This is a genomic window from Kribbella sp. CA-293567, from assembly GCF_027627575.1.
Taxonomy (GTDB): Bacteria; Actinomycetota; Actinomycetes; order Propionibacteriales; family Kribbellaceae; genus Kribbella.
Genome location: NZ_CP114065.1, coordinates 928,911 through 941,010, shown reverse-complemented (window position 1 = coordinate 941,010; position 12,100 = coordinate 928,911). Strand labels below are relative to the sequence as shown.

Here is a 12,100-nt window from a genome sequence, read left to right as displayed (position 1 = left end):
CCTTGCCAACCGTGAAAGCACGGCGGCAGCGGATCGGTGGGCGGCTGCCTGTTGTGCTGCTGTTGCCTGCGCTCCTCGGGCTGGCGTTCTTGCTGGTGCCGCTCGCCGGTCTGCTCGCTCAAGCACCGTGGTCGACACTGCCTTCGCGGTTGTTCAGCGCCGAGGTCTGGCAGGCACTCAGGTTGTCGCTGCTGTGCGCGAGCAGCGCGACCGTTCTCTGTCTGCTGCTGGGCATCCCGCTGGCCTGGCTGCTGGCGCGGGCCGAACTGCCGGGCCGCGGCCTCATCCGCGCGTTGGTGACCGTGCCTCTCGTGCTGCCGCCCGTGGTCGGTGGCGTCGCGCTCCTTCTTGTCCTGGGACGGCGAGGGCTCATCGGTGAGCACCTCGACCTCTGGTTCGGGTTCTCGCTGCCCTTCACGACCGCCGGTGTCATCGTGGCGGAGGCGTTCGTGGCGATGCCGTTCCTGGTCATCTCGGTGGAGGGCGCGCTCCGGGCGGCCGATCCGCGGTACGAGGAAGCCGCCGCGACGCTGGGCGCCGGCCGCTGGCTGACCTTCCGCCGCGTCACCCTGCCGTCGATCGCGCCGGGGGTCGTCGCGGGCGCAGTACTGTGCTGGGCCCGGGCTCTCGGCGAGTTCGGCGCCACCATCACCTTCGCCGGCAACCTCCCCGGCCGTACGACGACGATGCCACTGGCGGTCTATCTCGCACTCGAGACCGATCCCGACGTGGCCGTGGTGCTCAGCATCGTCCTGCTGGCGGTCTCGGTCGTCGTACTGGCCTGTCTCCGCGAACGCTGGATCGGCGGTCTCCGATGACCCTGTACGCCGACCTGCAGGTCACCCGCGATGCCTTCCGGCTCGACCTCGAACTCACCGTCGAGCCGGGCGAGGTGGTGGCGCTCCTCGGCCCGAACGGCGCCGGCAAGACCACCGCCCTGCGCGCCATCGCCGGTCTGCTCCCGATCACCGGCGGCCAGATCCGCCTTGGCGACGACCTCTGGGACGCACCTCCCCGGGTTTTCCGCTCGGCGGACCGCCGCCCGATCGGAGTCGTGTTCCAGGACTACCTGCTCTTCGACCACCTCAGCGCGCTGGAGAACGTTGCTTTCGGCCTCCGCGCCCGGGGCACCGACAAGCACACGGCCCGCGCCGAGGCAGCCCGCTGGCTCGGCGCGGTCGGCCTCTCGCAGTACGCGAAGAGCCGCCCGCGCTCCCTCTCCGGCGGTCAGGCCCAACGCGTCGCCCTGGTCCGTGCCCTGGCCACCTCCCCCGAGTTGCTGCTCCTGGACGAGCCCCTGGCTGCCCTAGACGCCAGCACCACCCTGCACGTCCGCGCCGAGCTCGCCGACCACCTCCGCCGCTACGAAGGCCGCACCCTGCTGGTCACCCACGACCCGCTCGACGCGATGGTGCTCGCCGACCGCCTGGTCATCGTCGAAGCCGGCCAGATCGTCCAAGCAGGCCCACCCACCGAGATCGCCCGCCGTCCCCGCACCGAGTACGTCGCCCAACTGGTCGGCCTCAACCTCTACCGCGGTACCGCGGCCGGCACCCACGTCGCCCTCGACAACGGCGGCTCGATCACCATCGCCTCCCCTGCCCACGGCCCGGTCCACGTCGCCTTCCCACCCGCGGCAGTCAGCCTCTACCCCGACCGCCCGACCGGCACCCCCCGCAACAGCTGGCCCATGCAGGTGGTCGGCATCGAGCAACACGCCCACACCGTCCGAGTCCGTCTGGCCCCCCACACCTCCCCCGCCCCCACCACGCTCCTCGCCGACATCACCACCGCCGCGGTGGCCGACCTCCACCTCACCCCCGGCCAGCACCTCCACGCCACCCTCAAAGCCACCGAGATCCAGACCTACCCGGCCTAGCCGTGGGCAGTTGCCTGGCGCAACGTTTTGGGAGGCGGATACTGGGTGGGACCGCTGGATCCACCCGATGGGAGCTGTCGTGGCCGAGCCGAGTACTGAGTGGTGTGAAGTGATCGAGCCCGGGGAAGGCGAGCGGCACGAGCAGCAGGGCCGGGCGTTCGTGGAGTTGCAGGAGCGGAAGGACGAGAAGTTCGGCGGTGGGCGGGCGTTGCACCGCAAGCAGGTCGCGGCACTTCGCGCGACGCTGGACGTGCCGGGCGAGCTGCCGGCGTACGCGAAGCAGGGTCTGTTCGCGGTTCCCGACAAATACGACGCCTGGATCCGGCTCTCCAACGGCGGCTTCAACCGCGCCCCGGACAGTACGCCGGACATCCGCGGCTTCTCGGTCAAGGTGCTCGGGGTCGGCGGCCGGGCGGCGCTCGGCGGCGAGGCGGTGTCGCAGGACTTCGCGATGATCAACCACGAGCACTTCAGTTCGGCGACCAGCGAGGACTTCACCACCGTGGTCACCACCGGCGGCAGTACGCCGGGCAAGCTCGCGCTCCGGCTGCTCAGGAACCCCGGCCTGATCCCACGACTCAAGAAGGTCCGGACCGCGCTCAACGAACCCTTCAGCGGTTTCGCCACCCAGGACTTCTTCACCGCCGCCCCACTCGCCTTCGGCTCGTACGCCGTCCGCGTGAAACTGGCCGCCGCGTCCGGCCAGGTGAATCCGCAGGCCGCCGACGACTGGGCCGCGGACATCTACCAGCGCCTCGACCAGGCTCCGCTGACCTACGCCCTGCAGGTGCAGTTCTTCACCGACGAACAGCGCACCCCGATCGAGGACGCCTCGGCCACCTGGGACGCGCCGTACCTGACCGTCGGCCGCCTGACGATCCCGCGTCAGCACGCCGAGCCGGCCTTCGACGAGGAGGTCGACGCCGCCAAGTTCGACCCCTGGAACGCCCTCGTCGCTCATCGGCCGCTCGGCGAGGTGATGCGGGCCCGGAAGGTCGCCTACTTCGCCAGTCAGCAGCACCGGTCGGCCCGGTGAAGGACCGTACGACGGTGGCGACGCTAAGTTACGCCCTGTTACGTCACCGCCACGAATTGACATGATGTAACGCCGTTTTCACCGCTCAGAGTGACGTCGGCGTAACAAAGAGTGGTTACTTACTCACTCGTAGTATGTGAGTTCTTCACGGTCTACTGGTGACGTCATGCACTACGCCAGCCCTCCTCCCGTTGCCCAAGATGTGCCGGGCACACCGAACGAGAGAGGGGGACGAACCGTCATGGAAAGTTACGAGCTGTACTGCCTGGCCGATCGGCGGTTCTACGACTCCCCGACCAACCGGGGTGCCGAGCACCCGGACTTCGCGCTCTGTTCGCGACCGGTCCCGGCCGGCTGGAGTCACGTCCCCGGCGAGACCTGGATGCACTACGCACCCGACGGTCTGGAGCTGCCGGCCCAGGGCTGGAAGGTCCACGTCTCCGCCGGACTCGAGGACGCCGAGCGGACGCTCGCCGAGGTGTGGGACTACTGCGTCCCCCGCGGCATCGCGTTCAAGTTCCTGCGCAACGAGCCCGTCCTGCTGATGGTCAACTCGAAGTCCGCCCCGCGCGGCTCGAGCGGCAAGCTGGTCACCATCTACCCGGCCGACGAGGCCCAGCTGGAGCTCGTGCTCAAGGAGCTCGACGACCTGCTGCAAGGGGTTCGTGGCCCGTACATCCTGAGCGACCTCCGGTACGCCGACGGCCCGCTCTTCGTCCGGTACGGCGCCTTCGTCAGCCGCTACACCCTCAACGAGGGTGGCGAGCGGGTCCTCGCCCTCGCCGACGACCAGGGCCGGCTCGTTCCGGACCACCGTGGTCCCACCTTCGCGATGCCGCCGTGGATCGCCCTGCCGTCCTTCCTGCAGGAACATCTGGAGGCCCGCAACGCGGTCACCACCAACGAGCTGGCCTACACGATCGACGGCGTCATCCAGTTCTCCAACGGCGGTGGCGTCTACCTCGGCCACCACACCGAGACCGGCGCCAAGGTCGTCCTCAAGGAAGGCCGGCCGCTGGCCGGGCTGGACATGAGCGGCCGCGACGCGGTCGCCCGGGTCGGCCACGAGCGCGACATCCTGCAGCGCCTCGAGGGACTCGACGTGGTCCCGAAGGTGCACGACTACTTCGAGCTGGGCGAGCACCACTTCCTGGTCCAGGAGTTCGTCGACGCGAACCCGCTCCAGCGCGAACTGGTCAGCCGCTACCCGCTGACCCACCCGGACGCGACCGAGGCCGAACTGGCCGAGTACTCCGAGTGGGCCGCGCGGATGGTTGCCGACGTCCAGGCCGCTGTCGCACAGCTGCACGGCCGGGGCGTCGTCTTCTGCGACCTGCATCCGGATAACGTGTTGCTGAGTAGCGGCGACCGGATGGTCCTGATCGACTTCGAGGTGGCAACCCTCGCTGAAGACCGAGCCCGATCGGCGCTGGCCCATCCCGGCTACGCCGCTCCCGGCGACCGGCAAGGTCCGGATGTCGATCTCTACGCGCTGGCCTGCATCACCCTCGGGCTGTTCGCGCCGCAGACGACGATGCTGCTGAATCTCCATCCTGGCAAGGCTTTCCAGCTCGCCGACATGATCGCCGAGACGTTCCCGGTCGCGCGGGAGTCGCTCGACGCGGCCGTTCGCACGATCGTCGGTCCCGAGCTGACCAGCGATCCCGAGATGGAGTCGCTGGCTCTGCCGGGCCGGGCCGAGTGGTCCGAGGTCCGCGCGGCGCTCAGCAAGGCAATCGTTGCCAGTGCCACGCCGGAACGCGACGACCGGTTGTTCCCCGGTGACATCGCCCAGTTCCAGCCCGGTGGTGGCGTCAACCTCGCCTCCGGCGCAGCAGGAGTGCTCTACGCGCTCGATCAGACCGGCGCCGGCCGCTTCCCGGAGTACGAGGACTGGCTGCGCAAGCACGCGGTCACCACCGAGATCGGCCCAGGCCTGTACGACGGACTGCACGGCATCGCGCACGTCCTCGACCAGCTCGGTCACCAGCAGGACGCCCTCGACCTGGTCGAACGCACCCTCGCCGACGACTTCGGATCCCGTGAGCTCGGTCTGCACAGCGGCCTGGCCGGCATCGGTCTCAACCTGCTGCACTTCACCGGTGAGCCCGTCCTGCGGGCCAAGGCGATCCAGGTGGTCGACCTGGTGGCGGACCGGCTCGGCGAGGTCACCGGCGTACCGGAGACCAGCGGTGACGGAAAGCCGCGAGCCGGGCTGATGTACGGCTCGTCCGGACCCGCCCTGCTCTTCCTCGAGGCCTACGAGCTGACCGGCGACACCGGGCTGCTGGACCTCGCCGAGATCGCCCTGCGGCAGGACCTCCGCCGCTGCACCCGGACTCCCGACGGCACCGTCCAGGTCAACCAGGGCTGGCGCACACTTCCTTATCTGGAAGAGGGTTCGGTCGGTATCGCCCTGGTCCTGCGACGGTTCCTGGAGCTTCGGCCCGAATCGGAGCTCGCCTCGGAGCTCGAGGCACTGCGGCGGGTCACCCGCTGCTCCTACTACGTCCAGCCAGGCCTGTTCATGGGTCGTGCCGGTCTCCTGCTCGCTGCTCCCTCTCTGGGTGGCGACCTGGACACCGACGACCTGGTCCGTGGCCTCGGCTGGCACGCGATGCCGTTCGAAGGTGGTCTCGCGTACCCCGGCAACCAACTGCTCCGTCTCTCGATGGACCTGGCCACCGGATCGGCCGGCGTCCTGCTGGCCCTCGGTGCCGCGCTGCACGAGCAGCGCGTCACCCTCCCGTTCCTCGGACCTCCCCAGTGGTCCGAGTCCTCATCCCTACTCATCTCGAAGGAGGTGTAAACACATGGCACTTCTCGACCTTCAGGGTCTGGAGACCCCCGGCTACGGCCACGGCGGCGGCCACCACCACGGTGGTTCCACGCTGACCGTTCTCGGCTGCGGTTCCCAGCGTCCGAGCAACCTGAGCCTTCTGCTCTGCCACTGATCGGATGTTGAGGCAGCGTCGCCGGACGTCGAGTGATGACCACGGCGGCGCGGCCATCAGGTTCCGGGGGCCCTGGGTGGGCAGCACTCCACCCAGGGCCGAACTTGTTTTCCGACGGGAGGATGCACCCGTGCGACACCTCGACCTGAGCTATCCCGGCGCCGAGCGTCTGCCGCTCGTCGACCACCTGCACGGACACGCGATCCCCGATCCGTACCGCTGGCTCGAGGACGCCACTTCGGCACAGACCCAGCAGTGGCAGGCCGACCAGGACCAGCTCTGGCTGAACCACGCCACCACGCTCCCCGACCGCTACAAGCTCCGCAGCCGGGTCCGAGCACTCTCCGGCGTCGGTTCGGTCACCGCGCCGGTCTGGCGGGGCGACCGCTGCTTCGTCGTCCGCCGCTCCGCCGAGCAGGAGCATCCCGTCCTGTACGTCGACGACGCGGTGCTGCTCGATCCCCAGCAGCTCGACCCGACCGGTCGCACCACTCTCGACAGCTGGCAGCCCTCCCCCGACGGGGCGCTGCTCGCCTTCCAGCTCTCGCGCGGCGGTGACGAGCAGTCCGTCCTGCACGTCCTCGACCTCGCCACCGGGCAACTGGTGGAGGATCCGATCGACGGCTGCCGCTACTCACCCGTCGCCTGGCTTCCGGACGGAAAGTCCTTCTACTACGTGCGATTCCGCCAGGTGCTGCACCACCACGTCGGCAGGTCCGACGACACCACGGTCTTCGCCACCGAAGCGTCGTACGGGCTGGATCTGAGCGCGGACGGCCGCTGGCTGACGATCTCCGCTGCCCGTGGCCCGGCGAACGATCTCTGGCTGATGGATCTCACCCGGGACACGCCGCCGACCGTCGTACAGCAAGGCGTCGACGCGATCACCGTGATGTCGGTCAGCCGCGAGGGACGTCTGTTCATCGTGACCACTCGCGACGCGCCCACCGGCCGAATCTGTGTCGGCGATCCCGAGGAGCCGCTGGTCTGGCACGACTTCGTCCCCGCCGATCCTTCGGCACCCCTCAGCAGCCTGGCGATCCTCGACAAGGTCGTGCTGGTCGGCCGGACCCGGAACGCGGTCGGCGAGATCGCGATCCACGATCTGGTGACCGGCCGCCCGCTCGGCGAAGTACCGCTGCCCGGGGTCGGATCGGTCGGTTCACTGGCGACGAGGCCGGAGGGTGGACATCAGGTCTGGTTCTCCTACACCGACAGCGTCACGCCGTCCGCTGTCTACGTCTACGACACCCACTCGGCCGGTACGACGCTGTGGTCGCCGCCGCCGGGCGCGGTCGGCGTACCGGAGGCTGACTCGCATCAGGTCGACTACACCTCGGCCGACGGCACGGAGTTGCGGATGCTCGTCGTCGGCAAGCCGGGCGACCACGGTCCGCGACCCACGATCCTCTACGGGTACGGGGGTTTCGGGCAGTCGCTGACCCCGACGTACTCGGCCTTCGCCCTTGCCTGGGTCGAGGCGGGCGGTGTCTTCGTGACCGCCAATCTGCGGGGTGGCGGCGAGCGCGGGAACGACTGGCACAAGGCAGGCATGCTCGACCAGAAGCAGAACGTCTTCGACGACTATCTGGCGGCCGCCGAGACCCTGATCGCCGAAGGCTGGACCACACCGGACCAGCTTGCCGTCTGCGGCGAGTCCAACGGCGGTCTGCTGGTCGGCGCGGCGATCACCCAGCGGCCGGAGCTCTTCGCGGCCGCCGTGTGCTCGGCGCCGCTGCTCGACATGGTTCGCTACGAGCAGTTCGGCCTCGGCCAGGCCTGGGTCCCCGAGTTCGGCTCGGCCGCGGACCCCGCTCAGCTGGAGAACCTGCTGTCCTACTCGCCGTACCACCGCGTCCGGCCCGGCGTGAAGTATCCGGCCACCCTCTTCACCGTCTTCGCTGCTGACACCCGCGTAGATCCCTTGCACGCAAGGAAAATGTGCGCGGCGCTTCAACACGCCACGGACGGCAGCCGTCTCGTCCTGCTCCGCCTCGAACAAGACGCGGGCCACGCGAGCGGCTCCGCCAGCAAAGGCATCGGCCTGGCCGCCGACATGCTCGCCTTCCTGGCCCACCACACCGGCCTGCACCAATGACCCCCACCACCGCCACCGCGGCCTACCACCCCGCACCCACCACCTTCGGCGCAGTGGCCAAGCACGGTCGCGCGTGGTTGCCGTTGATTGCTGTCACCGCCCTGGCCGGCAGCGGCGTGGCGCTCGCTCTGCCGTCGGTGCTCGGCCACTCGGTCGACGCGATCATCGCCGGCGGCGACTACGGCAAGTGGTTCACCATCGCCGTCGTACTGGTTGCCGTTGGCATCGTCTGCAGCCTGATCGACGCGTTCGCCGGGACCGCCTGTGTGGCCGGTACCACCGCCTGGCTTCGCCACCGGCTGGTCAGCCAGGTTCTGCACGGCGGTCCCGAGGGCAGCCGCGAGTTCGACAGCGGCGACCTGGTCAGCCGCGTCTCCGGCAACGTCTCCGACGCCGCGCAGGCGGGACCGGCGGCGGTCACCACCGTCGCCGCCATGGCGCCGCCGATCGGCAGCCTGGTGCTGCTCGCCTTCATCGATCCCTGGCTCGCGGTCGCCTTCTTCGGCGGCATCCTCGGGGTGATCGGGGTGCTCTTCGTCTTCGCCCGCCGAACCGCCGAGATCAGCCTCGCCTACCAGGAGACCCAGGGCCGGATCTCCGCCCTGCTGACCGAATCGGTCGCCGGTCTCCGCACGATCGCCTCGGCCGGCACCATCGCGCGCGAGGAGCGCCGGATCCTCGGCTTCCTCCCCGAGCTGCACAAGCACGGTCTGGAGACCTGGAAGATCCTGGCGCGTTCCGGCGCCCAGGCGGCGATCGTCGGCCCGCTCGTCCTCGTCGCGGTGCTGGCGGTCGGCGGCCTGCAGCTCGTCGACGGCCGCATCACCCCGGGCGAACTCTTCGCCGCCGCCCAGTACGCCGTCCTCGGCGCGGGTCTCGGCAGCCTCACCGGTGTGATCGGCGAGATCGCCCGGGCCCGGGCCGGCATCCAGCGCGCCGCCGAGGTCTTCGCCATCAACCCCGTCGCCCACGGAACGCTTCCCCTGCCGATCGGCCCGGGTCGCCTGACCTTCGACGGCGTCACCGTCTTCGGTGCGGACTCTGCCCTGCTGCAGGACGTCCACCTCGAGCTTCCCGGCGGCGCGACCATCGCCGTTGTCGGCCCCAGCGGCTCCGGCAAGTCGGTCCTGGCCGGCCTGGCCGCCCGCCTCCGCGATCCCCACTTCGGCCAGGTGCTGCTGGACGGCGTACCGCTGCAGGCTCTCAGCCGCCAGGCCCTCCGTACCGCGGTCGGCTGCGCCTTCGAACGCCCGACCCTGGTGGGCACCACCATCGGCGACGCGATCTCCCACGACGCGGTCGGTCCGGTCCGCACGCTCGCCGCGGCCCGCGCCACCCACGCCCACGACTTCGTCAGCCGGCTGCCCGACGGCTACTTCACTCCGTTGCCTAAGGCACCTATGTCCGGTGGTGAGCGGCAACGACTCGGCCTGGCCCGGGCCTGGCCGGCCAGCCGGTTGCTGGTCCTGGACGACGCGACCTCCAGCCTCGACACCGCCACCGAGATGCAGATCAGCAAGACGCTGACCGAGGACCGCCACCGGCGTACCCGGTTGATCGTCACGCACCGGACCGCGACGGCAGCCCGCGCCGACCTCGTCGTCTGGCTCGACGGTGGCCGGGTCCGCGCCGCGGGACCGCACCAGGAGCTGTGGCAGGACCCCGCCTACCGCGAGGTGTTCGGATGAGGCGCGAACTGCGTTTCGGCGCCGCGGCACTGCGGAACCGGTCGACCCTCAAGCTGGCCGCCTGGTCGGTCCCCGACATCCTCCCGACGGCTGTCTACGGCATCGCCGTCGCTCATGCCACCGACAACTTCCTGGCCGGCCGGGCCTGGCAGGGCATCGCCTGGCTGGGCGGGCTGGTCGCGACGGCCTGCCTGGGCGCCGCCGGTTCCCATCAGGTCTACGGCCGCCTGGGCAACCTGGTCGAACCGCTGCGCGACGACCTCGTACGCCGGGTCGTCGGCGGCGCGCTGCGAACCGGTGACGAGGCCGCCGTGGCCCGGTTGAACCGGCAGGTCGAGATCGTCCGCGACACCTTCGCCGGGCTGGTCCTGGTGATCCGGAACTTCGCGGTCACGCTGCTCGGCGTACTGGTCGGGTTGCTGTCGTTGGCTCCGATGATCGCGGCATTCGTCGTACCGCCGTTCCTGATCGGGTTCCTGCTGTCGCTGGCGGTGCTGGGGATGGCGGCCGACCGGGTGCGCGCGTCCTTGCAGGCCGACGAGGAACTGGCGGCAGCGGCCGGGATGACCTTCGGCGGCGTCCGCGACATCACCGCGACGGGCGCCGAGGACTTCGCGGAGAAGCTGGTCGGCCGGCCGATCGAGGCACAGGCCGCCGCGGAACGCTCGCTGGCGAAGGTGGCGGCCTTGCGGACGCTGTGCTTCGCGGTGGGTGGCTGGGCGCCGTTGCTGATCCTGCTGGCGGCCGGCCCTTGGCTGGTCGGCCGGGGTATCAGCACCGGAACCCTGCTCGGTGGGCTCACGTATGTGCTGGTCGGTCTGCAGCCCGCACTGAGCACGATGATGGGCGCACTGGGCGAGAGCGGGCTGCGCTATGTCATCACGCTCGGCCGCATCCTCGATTCGGCCGCACCGGCGTCCGCTCCTCGCCCGGTGGACCAGCTCAACGGGTACCAGTTGCGGCTGCGCGGCCTGACCTTCGCCTACGGCCCTGCCGCGGACCCGGTGCTCGAGAATCTGGAGCTCACCGTGGCGGAAGGCGAGCACCTGGCTGTCGTCGGGCCCAGCGGTATCGGCAAGTCGACACTCGCGGGTCTGGTCTGCGGGATGCTCGCACCGACCAGTGGCCGAGTGCTGCTGGGGGGAGCACCGCCCAGCGAAGTACCGGTGGAGCGGCTGGCCGAATCGCGGGTGCTGATCCCGCAAGAGGCGTACGTCTTCAGCGGGCCGTTGATGGAGAACCTCACCTATCTGCTGCCGGACGCCACCATCGCCGAGGTGATGCAGGCTGTCGACGCGGTGGGCGCCGGCCGGTTGGTCGAGCGGCTCGGCGGCTTCGGGGCGCGGGTGCGGCCCAGCGAACTGTCTCCGGGTGAGCGGCAGCTGATCGCGCTGGCTCGCGCCTACCTCTCGCCCGCGCCACTGGTCGTGCTCGACGAGGCGACCTGCTTCCTGGACCCGGAGGCCGAACGCCGGGCCGAAGAAGCCTTCGCGCGGCGCGGCGGCACCCTGATCGTGATCGCGCACCGGATCAGCTCCGCGCTGCGCGCCCGCCGCATCCTGGTCCTGGACGGCAACCAGGCCACCATCGGCAACCACCAGACGCTGCTGCGGACCTCACCGCTCTACCGCGAGCTGCTCGGCCACTGGTCGCCGGGCGGCGATCAGATCCAGCCGGCGTCCTGAGCCTTGCGGATCGCCTCGATCCGGCTGCGCGCCCCCGTCTTGGACAGGATCCGGGACAGGTAGTTGCGGACCGTGCCGGCACTCAGACTGAGCGTCCGGGCGACCTCCTGCGCGGTGGCGCCGGTGGTGACCTGCCGGAGCACCTCGCACTCGCGGTCGGTGAGCGGATTGTCACCCGCCTTGAGCGCCGCCACCGCGAGCCGGACGTCGACCACCGGCAGGCCCTTGGCGACGTCGCGGATCGCCTCCACCAGCTGGTCGGTGGACGAGTCGGTCGCGATCAGCCCGATCCGGGGTGCCTGCTTGACCAGTGCCAGGCTGGTCGCCGCGATCGCCTCGTGGTCGATCAGCACCAGCACACCCGGGCCGGTCAGCCTGCGGCAGAGGTCCTCGATGCCGATCCTGCCCGGGAGTTGCGGATCGAGCAGGACGACGTGCGGCCGCCTGCCGATCGAAGTCAGGACGTCGTCCGAGCGGTCCACCTCGGCCACCACGTCCAGGTCGTTCTCTCGTGCCAGCACCGCGGCCAGTGCGCCTCGCACCATCGTGCCGCGGTGGCCGAGGACTACTCGGATCACCGCTCGCCCCCATCACCATCGTTTGCCTCAACCCGGGGAGCGGCCAGACAGCGGCCGTGCCCCGTCCTTCCCTCAACGAGCGAACCGTCCGGATGACACGCGCGATTCGGCTCCGGCGGCTGAAGCAAGCGCTTGTCCACGGACTGGGAATTCCGCTCCGGATCCGCCTCGGAACGGCGGGA

9 protein-coding genes are annotated in these 12,100 nt (G+C 70.2%); 8 read left to right on the top strand and 1 reads right to left on the bottom strand.

What is annotated here, in order from left to right; translation table 11 throughout:
- Positions 1 to 11 precede the first annotated feature (11 nt).
- The 8 genes from modB to OX958_RS04435 all read left to right on the top strand — a co-directional run bounded on the left by modB (position 12) and on the right by OX958_RS04435 (position 11,340).
- Positions 12 to 818, top strand: a complete 807-nt coding sequence (modB, locus tag OX958_RS04470) for a molybdate ABC transporter permease subunit (protein WP_270135880.1) — start codon at positions 12 to 14, stop codon at positions 816 to 818.
- Positions 815 to 1,879, top strand: coding sequence for an ABC transporter ATP-binding protein (locus tag OX958_RS04465; protein ID WP_270135879.1), 1,065 nt, complete (start codon positions 815 to 817; stop codon positions 1,877 to 1,879). The genes modB and OX958_RS04465 overlap by 4 nt, the downstream gene beginning before the upstream one ends.
- Positions 1,880 to 1,946: 67 nt before the next feature.
- On the top strand, positions 1,947 to 2,915 hold the full coding sequence (locus OX958_RS04460) for a hypothetical protein (RefSeq protein ID WP_270135878.1): 969 nt from the start codon (positions 1,947 to 1,949) through the stop codon (positions 2,913 to 2,915).
- A gap of 241 nt (positions 2,916 to 3,156) precedes the next feature.
- Complete coding sequence (gene lanKC, locus OX958_RS04455) at positions 3,157 to 5,724, top strand: class III lanthionine synthetase LanKC (protein WP_270135877.1); 2,568 nt, start codon at positions 3,157 to 3,159, stop codon at positions 5,722 to 5,724.
- A gap of 4 nt (positions 5,725 to 5,728) precedes the next feature.
- Positions 5,729 to 5,869 carry a SapB/AmfS family lanthipeptide gene (locus OX958_RS04450; protein WP_270135876.1) on the top strand — a complete coding sequence of 47 codons (141 nt, stop codon included), beginning with the start codon at positions 5,729 to 5,731 and terminating at the stop codon, positions 5,867 to 5,869.
- A 130-nt stretch (positions 5,870 to 5,999) separates the two neighbouring features.
- On the top strand, positions 6,000 to 7,967 hold the full coding sequence (locus OX958_RS04445) for a prolyl oligopeptidase family serine peptidase (RefSeq protein WP_270135875.1): 1,968 nt from the start codon (positions 6,000 to 6,002) through the stop codon (positions 7,965 to 7,967).
- Positions 7,964 to 9,655, top strand: a complete 1,692-nt coding sequence (locus OX958_RS04440) for an ABC transporter ATP-binding protein (RefSeq protein ID WP_270135874.1) — start codon at positions 7,964 to 7,966, stop codon at positions 9,653 to 9,655. Before OX958_RS04445 ends, OX958_RS04440 begins: the two co-directional genes overlap by 4 nt.
- Positions 9,652 to 11,340: an ABC transporter ATP-binding protein gene (locus OX958_RS04435; RefSeq protein WP_270135873.1), complete on the top strand. Its 1,689-nt coding sequence runs from the start codon at positions 9,652 to 9,654 to the stop codon at positions 11,338 to 11,340. The genes OX958_RS04440 and OX958_RS04435 overlap by 4 nt, the downstream gene beginning before the upstream one ends.
- Here the strand turns inward: OX958_RS04435 and OX958_RS04430 are convergent.
- On the bottom strand, positions 11,319 to 11,918 hold the full coding sequence (locus OX958_RS04430) for a response regulator transcription factor (RefSeq protein ID WP_270135872.1): 600 nt from the start codon (positions 11,916 to 11,918) through the stop codon (positions 11,319 to 11,321). The genes OX958_RS04435 and OX958_RS04430 overlap by 22 nt on opposite strands.
- Between the last annotated feature and the right edge of the window lie 182 nt (positions 11,919 to 12,100).